The 16,293-nt window shown below is 43.8% G+C and carries 12 protein-coding genes; 6 read left to right on the forward strand and 6 right to left on the reverse strand.

Annotated elements, in window-relative coordinates; translation table 11 throughout:
• Nucleotides 1-14: 14 nt before the first annotated feature.
• Nucleotides 15-152 (reverse strand): 50S ribosomal protein L34, encoded by a 138-nt coding sequence (gene rpmH, locus K5R16_RS11750; RefSeq protein ID WP_011867659.1) that lies wholly within the window; start codon nt 150-152, stop codon nt 15-17.
• A 445-nt stretch (nt 153-597) separates the two neighbouring features.
• Between rpmH and dnaA the strand changes: the two genes are divergently transcribed.
• From dnaA to K5R16_RS11775, 5 genes are all read left to right on the forward strand, one after another.
• A complete protein-coding gene (gene dnaA, locus K5R16_RS11755) occupies nt 598-1,983 on the forward strand; it encodes a chromosomal replication initiator protein DnaA (protein WP_220737757.1) in 1,386 nt (461 codons plus the stop codon).
• A gap of 19 nt (nt 1,984-2,002) precedes the next feature.
• Complete coding sequence (gene dnaN / locus K5R16_RS11760; RefSeq protein WP_220737758.1) at nt 2,003-3,103, forward strand: DNA polymerase III subunit beta; 1,101 nt, start codon at nt 2,003-2,005, stop codon at nt 3,101-3,103.
• Nucleotides 3,104-3,219: 116 nt separating this feature from the next.
• Nucleotides 3,220-4,302: a DNA replication/repair protein RecF gene (gene recF, locus K5R16_RS11765; RefSeq protein WP_220737759.1), complete on the forward strand. Its 1,083-nt coding sequence runs from the start codon at nt 3,220-3,222 to the stop codon at nt 4,300-4,302.
• A gap of 16 nt (nt 4,303-4,318) precedes the next feature.
• On the forward strand, nt 4,319-6,736 hold the full coding sequence (gyrB, locus tag K5R16_RS11770; RefSeq protein ID WP_220737760.1) for a DNA topoisomerase (ATP-hydrolyzing) subunit B: 2,418 nt from the start codon (nt 4,319-4,321) through the stop codon (nt 6,734-6,736).
• A 123-nt stretch (nt 6,737-6,859) separates the two neighbouring features.
• A complete protein-coding gene (locus tag K5R16_RS11775) occupies nt 6,860-7,900 on the forward strand; it encodes an HDOD domain-containing protein (RefSeq protein WP_220737761.1) in 1,041 nt (346 codons plus the stop codon).
• A gap of 78 nt (nt 7,901-7,978) precedes the next feature.
• Here the strand turns inward: K5R16_RS11775 and glyS are convergent, their stop codons facing one another.
• Entirely contained in the window at nt 7,979-10,048 is a 2,070-nt protein-coding gene (gene glyS, locus K5R16_RS11780) for a glycine--tRNA ligase subunit beta (protein ID WP_220737762.1), read from the reverse strand.
• A gap of 11 nt (nt 10,049-10,059) precedes the next feature.
• Nucleotides 10,060-10,965 (reverse strand): glycine--tRNA ligase subunit alpha, encoded by a 906-nt coding sequence (gene glyQ, locus K5R16_RS11785; RefSeq protein WP_220737763.1) that lies wholly within the window; start codon nt 10,963-10,965, stop codon nt 10,060-10,062.
• 117 nt (nt 10,966-11,082) lie between these two features.
• Between glyQ and K5R16_RS11790 the strand changes: the two genes are divergently transcribed.
• Nucleotides 11,083-11,649: a DNA-3-methyladenine glycosylase I gene (locus K5R16_RS11790; RefSeq protein WP_220737764.1), complete on the forward strand. Its 567-nt coding sequence runs from the start codon at nt 11,083-11,085 to the stop codon at nt 11,647-11,649.
• A 362-nt stretch (nt 11,650-12,011) separates the two neighbouring features.
• Here the strand turns inward: K5R16_RS11790 and K5R16_RS11795 are convergent, their stop codons facing one another.
• From K5R16_RS11795 to tusA, 3 genes are all read right to left on the reverse strand, one after another.
• Complete coding sequence (locus K5R16_RS11795; RefSeq protein WP_220737765.1) at nt 12,012-15,206, reverse strand: amidohydrolase family protein; 3,195 nt, start codon at nt 15,204-15,206, stop codon at nt 12,012-12,014.
• A 247-nt stretch (nt 15,207-15,453) separates the two neighbouring features.
• Nucleotides 15,454-15,903, reverse strand: coding sequence for an MOSC domain-containing protein (locus K5R16_RS11800; protein WP_220737766.1), 450 nt, complete (start codon nt 15,901-15,903; stop codon nt 15,454-15,456).
• A 31-nt stretch (nt 15,904-15,934) separates the two neighbouring features.
• Nucleotides 15,935-16,180, reverse strand: coding sequence for a sulfurtransferase TusA (gene tusA, locus K5R16_RS11805; RefSeq protein WP_220737767.1), 246 nt, complete (start codon nt 16,178-16,180; stop codon nt 15,935-15,937).
• Nucleotides 16,181-16,293 lie beyond the last annotated feature (113 nt).

Here is a 16,293-nt window from a genome sequence, read left to right on the forward strand (position 1 = left end):
TGCATCTCTACTTATTAAGCAGAAAGACGAGCGCGACCTTTAGCACGGCGACGTGCGATGACCTTACGGCCACCTACAGTAGCCATACGAGCGCGGAAGCCGTGAGAACGCTTGCGCTTCAGGTTGCTAGGTTGAAAAGTACGTTTACTCATTATGGCAATCCGTCTTTGTTAGGTTAATAAACCTTATTCTCTACAAAATAGAGGTAAGGGCAAAAAAGAGGCCGAATTGTAATCACTTTAACTATGTACGTCAATAAGGAATCGACTCAAGTGATTAAATAATGCCATCTTGGTTATTTCTTCGAAAGTAAAAAGCTACTAGGATTTGTGGATAACTCTGTGAGTTACCACTACATCTTGTGGTTTAGTAGATAAGAAATTAGATCGAAGCGTGTCTATTATAGATCGATCTGGATCGCTTTATAAAGCTGGTTTTGAGGGTTTCTGCTATTTTTTTGATCGTCAGCGATCGCTTAAGATCGTGATCTTATCGTTTCATTGATCTATCTGGGGATAAATATACGTAAAGGATAGCGATCAGCGTGATCTCACTATAGAATACACCTCTTTTGTATGATCTTTTGGGGATAAGTACGTGGCGGTTTCACTTTGGCAACAATGTATCGCAAGGCTGCAAGATGAGCTTTCTGCTCAGCAATTCAGTATGTGGATAAGACCGTTACAGGCAGAAATGGAAGGCGATACGCTTGTCATCTATGCACCTAACCGTTTCGTTTTAGATTGGGTTAGAGATAAATACCTTAATATCATCAACCAGTTTTTTACTGAGCAGATGGGAGCTGACGCGCCTAATTTGCGTTTTGACATCGGTAGTCGTCCGTCTGCTAAGCCAGTTGTTCAGGCTACAGCGGCTATTAGACCTAGACCTGCAGCAAGCAAAGCGGTAGAAAGACCTACTTTTAATGCCCCTCAAGCTGAGCCTGCTATTACAGCTAACCATCGCAGTAATATTAATCCAACCTACCAGTTTGATAACTTCGTAGAAGGTAAGTCAAACCAGCTAGGTAAAGCGGCAGCGCTACAAGTATCTGAAAATCCCGGCGGTGCTTATAACCCATTGTTCCTTTACGGTGGTACTGGTTTGGGTAAAACCCATCTACTGCACGCCGTGGGTAATGGCATTATTAAGAACAAGCCAGATGCAAAAGTGGTTTATATGCATTCAGAGCGTTTTGTACAGGATATGGTTAAAGCCCTGCAAAACAACGCGATTGAAGAGTTTAAGCGTTACTACCGCAGTGTCGATGCTCTGTTTATTGATGACATTCAATTCTTTGCTAACAAAGATCGATCTCAAGAAGAATTCTTCCATACCTTTAATGCATTGTTAGAGGGTAACCATCAGATCATTTTGACCTCTGACAAATACCCGAAAGAGATCGACGGTGTTGAAGATCGTCTTAAATCTCGATTTGGTTGGGGTCTAACGGTTGCTATTGAGCCACCGGAGCTAGAAACCCGTGTGGCGATCTTGATGCGTAAAGCACAAGAGAGTGGCATTAACCTGCCTGATGAAGTGGCATTCTTTATTGCTAAGCGTTTACGTTCGAATGTTCGTGAGCTCGAAGGCGCGTTAAACCGTGTTATTGCCAATGCCAACTTTACAGGTCGTCCGATTACTATCGATTTTGTGCGTGAAGCACTGCGTGACTTACTGGCGTTGCAAGAGAAGCTGGTTACTATCGATAATATTCAAAAGACCGTTGCTGAATACTACAAGATTAAGATGGCCGATATGTTGTCCAAGCGTCGTTCACGTAGCGTGGCGCGTCCAAGACAGATGGCGATGGCATTATCAAAAGAACTTACTAACCAGAGCTTGCCAGAAATTGGCGATGCATTTGGTGGTCGTGACCATACAACTGTTTTACATGCATGTCGTAAAATTGCGCAGTTGCGTGAAGAAAGTCATGACATTAAAGAAGATTATGCTAACTTGATAAGAACCTTATCTTCTTAATATCAGGGATTTGAAACCAATGAAATTTTCTATTGATAGGGACGCCCTATTAAAGCCACTGCAGTTAGTCAGTGGCGCAGTGGAAAGACGACACAACTTGCCTATTCTGGCAAACCTCTTGGTAGAAGTAAGTGCTCACTCACTAAAGTTAACCGGTACCGATTTAGAAGTTGAATTGGTCGGTGAAGTGCAACTTGAAGGTGAAGTACTTGAAGGTCGTACAACTGTACCCGCTAAGAAATTCCTAGATATTGTTAAGTCTTTACCTGATCAGGTTGAGCTTAAAATAGAGCAACAAGAAAACCGTCTATTGTTACGTTCTGGTCGTAGCCGCTTTACCTTGGCAACTTTGCCTGCGGAAGAGTACCCGAATGTAGAAGCATTTGAAGCTGAAATCGAGTTTACCCTCAAACAAGGCACCATGAAGTCCTTGATTGATGCGACTCAATTCTCAATGGCTAACCAAGATGTGCGTTATTACCTCAATGGTTTGCTGTTAGAGACAGAAGGCAACGTTTTACGCGCTATTGCGACAGATGGTCATCGTTTGGCGTTGAGCCATCGAATGATCGAAGCTTCTTTACCTGAAAAGCAGGTGATTGTGCCGCGTAAAGGCGTACTAGAGCTTATGCGTTCATTTGAAGGTGATGACTTAGATGTCACCATCGCTATTGGCGATAATGCTATTAGAGCGACCACTGCCACTGCTGTATTTACCAGTAAGCTAGTTGATGGTCGTTTCCCTGATTATCGCCGTGTGTTGCCAAAAGGCGGCGATAAGATTGTTATCGCGAGTCGCCAGCAACTTAAACAGGCTTTACTGCGCGCTTCTATTCTGTCTAATGAAAAGTTTCGTGGTGTGCGTGTACAGTTAGAGAATAACCTCATTAAGATCACTGCTAATAACCCTGAACAGGAAGAAGCGGAAGAGATCTTAGACGTTGAATACGAAAACACCCCGTTAGAGATTGGTTTTAACGTCAGCTATTTGCTTGACGTACTAAACAACCTACCGTCTGATGACGTGCGTATCACGTTAATTGATGGCAACTCTAGTGCGCTTATCGACAACCACATAGAGCAAGACTCTATGTATGTCGTCATGCCTATGCGTTTGTAGCAGGCTGTATTACTCTGCTTTAGATACCAGATAAAGTTTCTAAGACACTCCGTCGGCTTTATCTGGTATAAATACCACTTCTTAAATTTTTGTCCCCGCAGCGTTAAAAGGTATCAATGAGTCTTAACCGTCTTCATATTGAAGCATTCCGTAATATTAGCTCGGCGCAGTTGCAGCCAGGTGAAGGGCTAAATGTTATTTATGGCCAGAACGGTAGTGGCAAGACCAGCATTTTAGAGGCTATTTACTTTTTAGGAATGGGGCGCTCTTTTCGCAGCCATTTATCGCAACGAGTTATTCAGAATGATACTGATGCACTGACTTTGTTTGCCAATATGGTGAGTGCTGAGGATGAGAGTAAAATTGGTCTCAGACGTTTTAGAAGCGGTGAGATTGAAGTTAAAATTAATGGTGATAAAGTAAAGCGACTATCGACGTTAGCTGAAACATTACCGATTCAAGTTATTACCCCGGAAAGCTTTTCGTTGCTTTTTGAAGGTCCAAAATCTAGACGTCAGTTTATAGATTGGGGCGCGTTTCATTCCGACCCTCGCTTTTATGCTGCATGGGTGAATGTACGACGTATTTTGAAGCAAAGAAATCAGTTACTCAGAGACGAATCACCCTATAGTTCGATTCAATTTTGGGATAAAGAATTTATTCGTTATGCTGAACTGGTTACTGAGATACGAAAGCAATATGTAGACTCGTTAAATGAGCTACTTAAGGGTATAATCGAAGAGTTTTTACCTCAGGTTGATGTTAAGGTTTCTTTTACCCGAGGATGGGATAGTAAAACAGAGTATGCACAGCTGCTCGAGACGCAGTATCCCAGAGATTTAGCCACAGGCTTTACCGTTAGCGGACCTCATAAAGCGGACTTAAGGTTGCGGGTAGGAACTCTACCTGCACAAGATGCTTTGTCCCGTGGACAGTTAAAATTGTTAGTCTGTGCATTGCGTATTGCACAAGGAAAGTTGCTCAAACAACAAATAGATAAAAAAAGTATTTATCTGGTGGATGACCTTCCATCGGAGTTGGATGCACAGCATAGGAAACTATTGCTGCAGCAGTTAGCAGATACCGGCGCACAAGTTTTTGTCACGGCAATTGAACCTGCAGCCATAGTTGATTCGTTAATCACGCCGCCAAGTAAGATGTTCCATGTGGAACATGGGCGTGTAACGGTAATTGAATAACCGACGAGAGAATAATATGTCAGAGAATAGTTATGATTCTTCGAGTATTAAGGTATTAAAAGGCCTTGATGCGGTACGTAAGAGACCTGGAATGTACATCGGTGATACCGATGATGGCACCGGTCTACATCACATGGTATTCGAAGTGGTCGATAACTCTATCGATGAAGCGCTAGCGGGCCACTGTAACGACGTCATTATTACCATTCATGCCGATGGTTCTGTATCAGTAAAAGATGATGGCCGTGGTATTCCTGTTGAGATCCACCCTGAAGAGGGTGTGTCGGCTGCAGAAGTTATTATGACGGTACTGCATGCTGGTGGTAAGTTCGATGATAACTCTTATAAAGTATCAGGCGGTTTGCATGGTGTAGGTGTATCGGTAGTAAATGCACTATCACACAAGTTGCAGTTGACTGTTCGTCGTGAGGGTAAGTTATATGAGCAGTTTTACACTCACGGCATACCTGATGAGCCTATTAAAGAGATTGGCGATGCAATCAATACCGGTACAGAACTAAGATTCTGGCCTAGCCCAGATACTTTTACCGATGTTGAGTTCCATTTTGACATTCTTGCAAAGCGTGTTCGTGAGCTGTCTTTCCTTAACTCTGGTGTTGGTATTCGTCTAATTGATGAACGTGACAACCGTGATGAGTTCTTCAAGTACGATGGTGGTATCAGTGCATTTGTTGACTACTTAAACGTTAACAAAACACCAGTAAATAAAGAGGTATTCCACTTTATTCAAGAGCGCGATGACGGTATTACCGTTGAAGTGGCGATGCAGTGGAATGATGGCTTCCAAGAGAACATCTTCTGTTTCACTAACAACATCCCACAGCGCGATGGTGGTACTCACTTAGCGGGCTTCCGTGGTGCGTTGACTCGTAACTTGAACAACTACATGGAACGTGAAGGTTTTAACAAGAAGGGCAAGACTGGCGCAACCGGTGATGATGCTCGTGAAGGTTTGACTGCTGTTATCTCTGTTAAAGTACCGGATCCTAAGTTCAGTTCACAGACTAAAGACAAGTTGGTATCAAGCGAAGTTAAGTCTGCTGTAGAGCAAACAATGGGTGAGCAGTTAGGTGATTACCTAATGGAACATCCAAACGAAGCTAAGCTGATTGTTGGTAAGATTATTGATGCTGCTCGTGCTCGTGAAGCGGCGCGTAAAGCCCGTGAAATGACCCGCCGCAAAGGTGCACTCGATTTAGGTGGTTTGCCTGGTAAATTGGCCGATTGCCAAGAGAAAGACCCTGGTCTTTCTGAAATCTACATAGTGGAAGGGGACTCTGCTGGCGGATCAGCCAAGCAGGGACGTAACCGTAAGAACCAAGCGATTCTGCCACTTAAAGGTAAGATCTTAAACGTTGAAAAAGCACGTTTTGATAAGATGTTATCTTCGCAAGAAGTTGCCACGCTAATTACCGCTTTAGGTTGTGGTATTGGTCGTGACGAATATGATCCAGATAAGACGCGTTACCATAACATCGTCATCATGACCGATGCCGACGTCGATGGCTCGCACATTCGTACCTTGCTATTGACCTTCTTTTTCCGTCAAATGCCTGAGCTTATCGAACGTGGTTATATCTATATTGCACAACCACCTTTGTACAAAGTTAAGAAGGGTAAGCAAGAGCAGTATCTGAAAGATGATCCTGCATTGACTGAGTACCTAACGACTCAAGCACTCGATAATGCAAATGTTTATCCAGCACAAGGTGCACCTGGCATATCGGGTCTGCCATTAGAAGCATTGGTTAATCAGTATCGTGAAGTGGAAGCTATTATTGAGCGTCTAGAACAACGTTACCCAACTAACATTACCGATTTGATGCTATACCACCCAGCATTGACTAATGAAATGTTGAGTGACGAAGCACAAGTTAAAGTTTGGTCTGACACTTTTGTTACTGCGCTAGAAGAGAAAGAGACTGGTGGTATTTTATATAGTGCTGAACCAGTACTTGATCCTGAGCGTCAAGTTTACCTGCCAAAGATTACGATCCGTAAGCATGGTATTGATACTCACTTCTTGTTCACGTATGACTTCTTCCAGTCTAACGACTACGCGACAATTGTTAAGTTAGGCGCTGAGATCAGCGGGCTAATTGAAGAGAGTGGCTATGTTCAGCGTGGTGAGCGTACTAAAGACGTTAGTAGCTTTGTTGAAGCGCTAGAATGGTTAATGAGCGAGTCTAAGCGTGGTCAATATATCCAGCGTTATAAGGGATTGGGTGAGATGAACCCTGAGCAATTGTGGGAAACGACAATGGATCCTGAATCACGCCGTATGTTGCAAGTGACCATCGAAGATGCGATTGGCGCCGATCAGCTATTCACCTGTTTGATGGGTGATCAAGTTGAGCCTCGTCGTGACTTTATTGAGTCTAACGCGCTTAACGTGGCTAACCTAGACGTTTAGTTTTATTGCGAAAGCTATTACTTTGCAAATAGTGAAATCGGCGCTTCTAGCGCCGATTTTTTGTTGTATTGCATTTTGATATAAGCTGCCAAACTTGGTGTCTTATATGTCCGGTCATATCAAGTGTTAAAGAAAGCATTTAAAAAACTGTTTAATATCAGAGATAAAGTCGTCGTTGAAAAGCCAAAGAGCTTTTCTTCTCAGCCAGAGCTTTATCAAACTTCCCCGCCAAAACTACAGCCAAGTAATATTCAGCCAGAGGTTGTTCAAGTTACTGCTGTGGATGTTACTTCTCTTTTCTACAGTTTGTTGTTTCCTAGTATTCAGCAAAGCGGTGTGGCGAATGAGCTAGAGAAAAATGTATTTAGGCGGGTAGAAGCTGCGTTGTCGGCCCCCAAAGCTATAGCTGAAAGAGTATTAAAGTTACCGACACAAGTGGCGGCTCTAGATAAACAACTAGCCAATGAGGCTAGTGATACTCAAGCCTTGTTAGTGTTGATAGAAAAAGATCCTCTACTAAGTGTTGAGGTGCTTAAACTATGTAATAGCCCGTTGTTTAGGCGCAGCGAAAAAGAGATCACTAGCTTGCAGCAAGCATTAGTGCAGCTAGGCCGCGAGCAGATAAGACGTTTTGTGACGACAAGTTTGCTGCGTGGATGCATCGACATTAAGCCTATCTATTTCCGCCGCTTTGGGTCGCAGATTTGGCGTCATTCAATGCAAGTCGCCTATTTGGCAAGTGAGCTGTTTGAAGAGGATAGTGAAAGTGCCTTCATGTTGGGGTTAATCCATGACGTTGGCAAAATAGCGATCTTTAAATTGTTGTTAGAAGCGTTTAAGCAAGCCGAACCGGGCGAACAGCCTTGTTCCAGCCTATTTAGGCAGGTGATGACTGCTAAATCACTAAGCCTAAGCGCCTTATTGGTACAGCATTGGGAGTTACCTGTAATATTCAAGTCAGAGCTTAGTCGGTTAGCGATTGTTGATTCTAAGCCTGTTGGAGGCCCTGCTGAAGCGGTATGGCGAGCAAACTTAATCAGTGAATGCTCGATGTTGCTAGAGGTTGGAAAGTTGCAGGAACAGCAACTAAATCGTTTACTCATCGATACTGGTATTGATAGGCCTGGCTTTGATGAATTACACCAGAAGCTGATCCAGTTCTAAGCAATAACAGCCGTTAGTTTTAACACACAAAAAAGCCCCTAAAATAGGGGCTTTTTAATAGCTAATGACTACCAGCCTTTACTGTAGCAATGAGATATCAGCAGCATGTAAGAACTGGTCGCGTAGGCTAGAAAGTAACGCTAGGCGGTTGTTCTTTAGGGCTTCATCATCAGCCATTACCATTACATCTTCAAAGAAGGTATCAACACTTTCACGCAAGCTAGCGAGTAGTGCCAGTGCTTCTTGGTAGTTAGCAGCAGCGAATAATGGTGCCAATTGAGGCTGTAACTCAGCAAGCTTTGCTGCAAGCGCTTTTTCAGCAGCTTCAACCAGTAAGCTATCATCGATAGTCGCAGGTAGTTCACCTTCCACTTTAGCCAAAATGTTTGATACACGCTTGTTAGCTGCCGCAAGTGCAGATGCTTGTTCAAGGGTTCTAAAGTGAGCAACGGCCTTAATGCGGCTTTCAAAATCAGCAGGAGCGGTTGGGCGGCGAGCTAATACAGCAAGTATTACGTCCACACCAACACCTTGATCTTGATACCATGCACGGAAGCGTCCCATAAAGAACTCAAGTACCTGCTCCGGCGCTTTGTCGTTAGTGAGATTTTCGCCATGTAGCGCTTGTGCTTGAGCAATCAAATCGACCAGATCAAGTGGTAAGTTGTTTTCTAAACAAATACGCAATACACCAATCGCAGCACGACGCAGTGCGAATGGGTCTGCAGCACCTTTAGGCGCTTGGCCAATACCAAAAATACCCACGAGTGTGTCGAGCTTTTCAGCCAGTGCGACACAGATAGATACTGGTGCCGTAGGCACTGTATCGCCTGAGAATTTAGGTTTGTACTGCTCAGCTAGTGCAACAGCTACCGCTTCAGTTTCACCATTTAGACGGGCGTAATGCATGCCCATAGTGCCTTGAAGATCAGTAAACTCCATCACCATGTTGGTCATCAAGTCTGACTTACACAGTAGACCTGCACGCGCAGCCTCTTCGCTATTAGCGCCGATGCTGGTGGCAATATATGCCGCCAATGTAGAGATGCGTTCAACGCGTTGCTTGATGGTGCCAAGCTGCTTTTGGAACACTACGGTTTCTAAGCTGCTAAGGCGAGATTCAAGAGTGTTCTTTTTATCTGTTTCGAAGAAGAACTCAGCATCAGCAAGGCGAGGGCGAACGACTTTTTCGTTGCCTGAAATAATCTGTTGCGGATCTTTCGATTCGATATTGGTAACAAATATAAAGTTAGGCAACAGTTGACCAGCATCATCAAATACAGGGAAGTATTTTTGATCGCCTTTCATGGTGTACACCAAGGCTTCTGCTGGTACGTCGAGAAACTTCTCTTCGAAACTCGCTGTTAATACCACTGGCCACTCGACGAGTGATGTAACCTCTTCAAGCAGGTCATCTTCTAGATCCGCTACACCACCAATTTTAGTCGCAGCAGCTTCAGCATCAGCTTTAATTTGTGCTTTACGCGCTTCATAATCCGCATCGACTTTGCCTTGCTCTTTCAGTGCTGACAAATAGTTGTCTGCATGATCGAGCTCAAAGCTTGGTTTACCCATAAAGCGGTGACCACGGATGATACGGTCAGACTTAATGCCTAATAGCTCACCTTCAACGACTTCGCTACCTAATAGCATCGTGACTGTGTGCACTGGGCGAATAAACTGGGTGGTATTGCTACCCCAACGCATTGGCTTAGGAATTGGTAGTTTGTCTAATGAGCGCTGTGCCATTGCCGCAATCAAGCTCTTAGTGTCAACACCAACCACTTTTGCCTGATGCAGTAACCATTCACCTTTGTCAGTCTTAAGGCGATCAGCTTGCTCTACAGTAATACCATTACCACGAGCCCAGCCCATGGCTGCCTTAGTTGGATTTCCTTCAGCATCAAAAGCTTGCGCGACTGCTGGGCCACGCTTTTCAACCACCTTGTCTGCTTGAGCAAGTGCAAGTTGGTTGATGTTTATTGCTAGGCGACGAGGAGCCGCGTGCCAAACTGCTGACTCAAAAGTCAGTTCAGCTTTCTTTAATTCATCGGTAAAATTGCTAAGAAAAGACTCAGCCAATTTACGCAGTGACTTTGGTGGCAGTTCTTCAGTACCGACTTCAATCAGTAAGTTTTCAAAATTCATAAGTTAATCCTCTACTTACCTATAGGGAAGCCAAGAGCTTCACGAGATTGATAGTAAGCTTCGGCAACGCCTTTAGCCATGGTTCGAACGCGTAAAATATAACGCTGGCGTTCAGTAACAGAAATCGCGTGGCGAGCATCAAGTAAGTTGAATGCATGAGAGGCTTTCATCACTTGCTCATAAGCAGGTAGCGCAAGCGGTTTTTCTAATGAGAGCAGGTGTTGGCAAGCAACTTCGCAGTCATCGAATGCTCTAAATAAGACTTCAACATTGGCATGTTCAAAGTTATAAGCTGATTGCTCAACTTCATTTTGATGGAAGATATCGCCATACATCACTTTGCCCATTGGGCCGTCAGTCCATACTAAGTCATAGACGTTATCTACTTCTTGGATATACATGGCAAGACGCTCTAGACCATAGGTTATCTCACCGGTAACGGGCTTGCACTCTAGTCCACCCACTTGTTGGAAGTAAGTAAATTGCGATACTTCCATACCGTTAAGCCATACTTCCCAACCAAGACCCCACGCACCTAAAGTAGGTGATTCCCAGTTGTCTTCTACAAAGCGAACATCATGGATGTTCATGTCGATGCCTGCAGCTTCCAACGATCCAAGATAAAGCTCTTGGATATTATCTGGTGAAGGTTTTAGCACGACTTGGAATTGATAAAAGTGCTGTAGACGGTTTGGGTTGTCGCCGTAGCGGCCATCGGTAGGACGACGACTTGGTTGTACATAGGCACAACTCATCGGCTCTGGGCCTAGCGCTCTTAGGAAGGTCATAGGGTGGAATGTTCCCGCGCCTACTTCCATATCTAATGGTTGAACAATTGCGCAACCTTGCTGCGCCCAGTATTCCTGTAGGGTCATAATAAAACCCTGGAATGTTTTTACGTCGTGTTTGGTCGTCATATCCGCTTGTCTACTGCCTGGAAGCCTAAATAGAAAATGGTTTCGATTATACCTTGTAGAATAGCGCTTATGTAGGTTATTTTTTATCTGGTTGGTTAAAATTATAGGATTTGTACTATGGAAGTAATACGTTGTGCTTGGGTGGGAAAAGATCCTATCTATGAGGAGTACCATGACCAAGTATGGGGTAGACCGGTATTTGATAGTCGAGAGCTATTTGAAAAGCTCTGTCTTGATGGCCAGCAAGCCGGTTTGTCTTGGATTACTATCCTAAAGAAGCAGCAAAATTATGAGGCAGCTTTCGCTAATTTTAACCCTGATATTATCGCTACATTCGATGCCGATAAAGTTGAGGCGTTACTGCTTAACCCTGGGATTGTTCGTAACCGTTTAAAGGTTAATTCAATAATCAGAAACGCGAAAGCGTATTTGGCTTTTGTCGAGCAGGGTAATGATTTTTCTACCTTTTTATGGGATTTTGTCGATGGCGAGCCTAAAGTTAATCATCCCCAATCGATGAAAGAGGTGCCAGTACAAACCCCCGAATCAGAAGCGATGTCGAAAGCACTTAAAAAGCTAGGTTTTAATTTTGTCGGACCGACAATTTGCTACGCTTTTATGCAAGCGGTTGGCATGGTCAATGACCACACCACAGATTGCTTTTGCCATCGCTCGCAAAGCTAAGATCAGGTGCTGCGCTGTAATAGAGAATGGAACTAGGTTTAGAAAAGATTGGTGTTCGTTTTTAGGAAGCACAATGACAGTGAAGCCAGAGCATTATCACTTTTGTAGGTTGGGCTTTAGCCCATCAATTACGGTTTATGTTAGAAGCTAGAACCACTAATGCTTAAGTCCAAAACAAAAAAGGATGTTCCACGTGGAACATCCTTTTTATTTTTCATTAGATAATAACTTTTTAATAGTTTTTACAACAAAAAATATTTTTCCTGAAATATTTAAACCAGTGTTAAGTTACTCAGAATTAAAATTTTAAAAAAGCCAGTTTTCAGTAAAAAAGGCTATTTCCAAAAACTATTCAGCGAAAGCTATTTCTCAAAAAAGAATGGCTTCCTCTGTTTACCGCTATTTTTGTTGCCGCCATTGAGTTGATCCATTGTCTCGGCATTATAAAGTTTGCCGTTGACCATGGTGTAAGTGACGCGATCTGTTACCCGAATATCGTCAAGCGGGTTACCATCAATTACAATTAGGTCTGCTAGCTTACCTTGTTTAATTGAACCTATCTGATGATCCATCGCAAAATGCTTCGCTGGGTTAATGGTTGCGGTTTTAAGTACTTCAAGATTACTCATACCACCTTGAGCAAACATCCACATTTCCCAGTGAGCCGCTAATCCTTCACGTTGACCATGTGCACCAATGTTCGGCTTAATGCCAATGTCATTCAGTTCATTGGCAACGCGGGCAACATTGAAATGGTTGTAATGTTCATCAGGCGCAGTAGGGCGACGCATTGAGCGAGCATCTAGAATATCTGATGGTACATACATAGACAGACGCGGGTGAGCCCAAACATCGGTTTTGTCATACCAGTAGTTTTCACCTGAGATACCACCGTAAGCCACAACGAGAGTCGGTGTGTAGCCAACGTCAGTCTGTCCCCAGAACTGCTTTATATCACTGTAAATGTTTGCTGCTGGCAAGGAGTGTTCAATACCAGTATGACCATCGGCAATCATGGTGAGGTTGTGTTGCAGTAAGCTGCCACCTTCAGGCACAACCATCATCTCAAGTTCTCGCGCAGCGGCTATCACTTGTTGACGTTGGTTACGTCGCGGCTGGTTGTAACTCTTAACACTGAATGCACCGACTTTTTTCAGACGTTCTAAATGAAACTTAGCATCATCTAGAGAGTCGATATGCGAGGTATAACCAGGCGCATTTGCACCATATAAAATAGTACCTGTTGAGAAAATACGTGGGCCGGCAATGTTACCTGCTTTTTGCTGTTCAGATGCAGCAAATATCTCAGTGGTATCATTCGACGGATCATGTATTGCAGTTACACCGAGTGAAAGGTTGGAGTACAGTTCCCAGTTTTGCTGAGGAATGATTTCATTCTCACCTTGAGCACCATGGGCATGAGCATCGAATAAGCCCGGCATCAGCGTCTTGCCTGTTATGTCGATAACTTTTGCATCGCTAGGGATATCGATTACAGAAGATGAGCCAACGCTAACAATATGATTATCTTTTACGATAACCGTGCCATTATTGATGACATGATCATTCTCCATAGTAATGATTTTTCCGCCAACAAAAGCAATTGTTCCACGTGGAACATCGGCTTTTTTAGTAAAGCCTAGATCAGTAATCGTTGGCTCTGCTTTCTCGTCTTCAGCTTGTTCAGTGTATTGAGTATCTACTTTCACTTGATATAGTTCTGGGCCAAGCGTCCAGTAGAGCTGGTTGTTATCATTGCTCCAGCTGATGCTTTCACCAGCACGAACACTCAGCTGGGTAACCGGTAAGTTACTCGCCTTTGGACCTATCTGAACTGTTTCACCATGCTTGGCAAAAGGAGTCACAAAGACTTTAAAGCGCTCAGCAAAGGCTAGTTGCTTGCCATCAGGTGATACTCTAAATTCTGTTGCATGCTTACTGGTGTAGTGCACGCGTTTTTCAAAACCATTCAAACCTATAGAAGATAGCTGCGGTGTTTCGCCACTTTCCATAAAGTAAACGCGACTATTGTCAGCGCCAAACTGTGGTTGGTAGCCTGAGGCGGTGATTTTGGTATTGTTATCACCGTCAGTGTCTACTTGGTATAAGCCAGTCTCTTGCGACCAAGTACGTGGAGTAATGTAGCCACCTTTAGCCTTGCGATAGACAATGGTTTCGCCATCTGGAGAAAAGGTGGGTTCGACATATTTACCAGGTTCGTTAGTCAGCACCTTTACTCGTTTATTACGCACCGTTGCAAGACTCACTGTGCCTTGTTGTTGATCATCCCAAGTGGTGAACACTATCTTTTTACCGTCGCGAGACCATTGAGGAAACAGCTCTCTAAGTTCACTATCAAGCTTAGTTAGGCGAGACATTTTTCCATCTGGTAGACTCTTAACCCAGATTTTACCCAGTGCTTCAAATGCTACTTTTTTGCCGTCTGGCGAGACCTGCGCCATGCGTAGCATTTTTACATCAAATACATCTTTATCGAGATCTTGTTGGAAGCGAACTGCAGGCTGTACCGCACGTTCTGTTTTAACACTGAAAGGGATCTGTGCAACTGATTTAGATTTAACGTCCAGCTTGTTAATCTTACCATTGGCCCAGAATACAATTTCATCGTTATCAGCTGTCCAGCTCATGGTCGGGTAAACACCGTGAATCGCCCACGTTTCCTGCATATCGCGGTCAAGCTCACCGTACAGTTTCTCGGTTTTACCCGATTTTAGATCTAATAGGTAAAGTGAAGATTGGAAACCATCTCGTTTTATATAAGCCAGTTTCTTTCCATCAGGGCTTGGTGTTGGTCTAATTGCACCGCCAGTACCTTGAATAAGCACTTCGATATCACCAGTCTGGGTATCGTAACGCTTGATCTTGTAAATACCTTTTACTGAATCTTTTGAGTAGTGGAAGGTTTTACCTGGTGTAGCATCTTGGCTGAAGTAGATGTAACGGCCATCTGGCGAGTAGGCTGGTTCACCTAAGTCTTTTTGTTCATTTGGTCGTTCGGTTAGCTTAACTCCTTCACCGCCAGCAACGTGATACATCCAAACTTCACCAGCACCTAAACTGCGGCTGCCAGTATAATGCTTGCGAGCCACAAGGTATTGTCCGTCTGGGCTCCATGCTGGGCTGTTAAGTAAGCGAAAAGTTTCAGTGGTTACTGGTCGTGGGTTGCTGCCATCAGCTTCCATTATCCAAATGTTATCGCCGCCATCTTCATCTGAGGTAAAAGCAATGTATTTTCCATCTGGACTATAGACCGGCTGCATCTGCCAAGCGATGCCTTTAGCAAGCGGCTTTGCTTCGCCGCCATCTGTTGAGATCTGATAGATATCTCCAAGTAAATCGAACACTATATGTTTGCCGTTAGGGCTAACACTGACATTCATCCATGTGCCTTCTGTGACGTCAATTTTAACTTGTTGCAGTGGTGCGTTTGCGGGTGCATTCACCTGCCAAGACTTCTTGTCTTCTTCGGCTAAGGTGGGAATGCTGAAACTTAGCGCCATAGCCGCATATAGAGGGGTGAGCTTATTTTTTAACATGCTATTCCTATGTTTTTGTTGTAGTTGTTCAGGAGTGACAGTATTGCTGTAGTACAGGTGTCAATTTCGGTAACAGTTATCGCATAAATCTGTTAACAGTAAAACATAAATTCTGTTTCAATTAGTTAAAGGCGAACGTAGAGAGTTTAATGGAATAGGGCGTTGGTGAGATGGTGGTGTTAATTGACTTACTGTTGTATTTATCTATTGGGGAGTATGAGGCCGCACCTGTGATGCGGCCTTAGTTTTATTCGGCTGATGCTCTTAGGTAAACGAGGTCATTTATCGCAATGCTAGCATCATTTAAGACGCGGCAGGTGACTCCGCCTCGCCAGTCTGGCAACAGCGCTTTTTCTAGACCAGGGTAAGCCATTTCCATTTTCTTACAAGGATCTGTTTCACCGGTTATCTCGAGAATAAGTTCGCCGATGACAATCTGTGTACCTTGGTCTTGGGCTGAAAAGCTTATGCCATCAACTAACAGGTTTGCTCTACGGGTAAACCAAGGTAGGTTTTTGTCTACCTCGTTACAAGCCTGTTGCCATTGCTGTATCGACATAACGGTTACTTGACGTTTACCTGGACGGCCAAAAATATCATTTTCGACTCCGGTTTTCTGAGTGACACTAGCGGCCTCTGTAGTGATCATCGCGCCGCGTTTTTCAGTTTTATATGCAATACCAATAAGTTTTGTCATCGGATAAATCCCTATGTCCGGTTGAAGAGTTTTAAAGGCCTTTCTTTATCAAATACTGATAAGGAGTCGCTTCTGTTTGGCTGGCGATCAGCGTGTGATCCATGAATTCACAAAAGCTTGGAATATCACGTGTGGTTGCTGGATCATCGGCAATAATCAATAGAGTCTCGCCATCGTTCATACGTCTTACTGACTTGCGCACCATCATTACTGGCTCCGGACATCTAAGCCCTAATGCATCAAGTTGGTGTTGTGCGCTACTAAATTGCTCGTTCATATTACCTCGGAAGAACGATTAAACAGAAGAGGCTAATATTACTCCAGAGACCTGCTTTATCCAAGCTGATTACTGAGTTTTGTGAGATTGACTCTGTTTACTATAAGCTGGAT

This window comes from Shewanella sp. c952 (genome assembly GCF_019654975.1).
Lineage (GTDB): Bacteria > Pseudomonadota > Gammaproteobacteria > Enterobacterales > Shewanellaceae > Shewanella.

Coding starts and splice junctions, on each gene's coding strand:
- K5R16_RS11795 (WP_220737765.1), bottom strand. CDS start 15,206: ATGTTAAAAAATAAGCTCACCCCTCTATATGCGGCTATGGCGCTAAGT.
- glyS (WP_220737762.1), bottom strand. CDS start 10,048: ATGAATTTTGAAAACTTACTGATTGAAGTCGGTACTGAAGAACTGCCA.
- K5R16_RS11800 (WP_220737766.1), bottom strand. CDS start 15,903: ATGACAAAACTTATTGGTATTGCATATAAAACTGAAAAACGCGGCGCG.
- recF (WP_220737759.1), top strand. CDS start 3,220: ATGAGTCTTAACCGTCTTCATATTGAAGCATTCCGTAATATTAGCTCG.
- glyQ (WP_220737763.1), bottom strand. CDS start 10,965: ATGACGACCAAACACGACGTAAAAACATTCCAGGGTTTTATTATGACC.
- rpmH (WP_011867659.1), bottom strand. CDS start 152: ATGAGTAAACGTACTTTTCAACCTAGCAACCTGAAGCGCAAGCGTTCT.
- tusA (WP_220737767.1), bottom strand. CDS start 16,180: ATGAACGAGCAATTTAGTAGCGCACAACACCAACTTGATGCATTAGGG.
- dnaN (WP_220737758.1), top strand. CDS start 2,003: ATGAAATTTTCTATTGATAGGGACGCCCTATTAAAGCCACTGCAGTTA.
- gyrB (WP_220737760.1), top strand. CDS start 4,319: ATGTCAGAGAATAGTTATGATTCTTCGAGTATTAAGGTATTAAAAGGC.
- K5R16_RS11790 (WP_220737764.1), top strand. CDS start 11,083: ATGGAAGTAATACGTTGTGCTTGGGTGGGAAAAGATCCTATCTATGAG.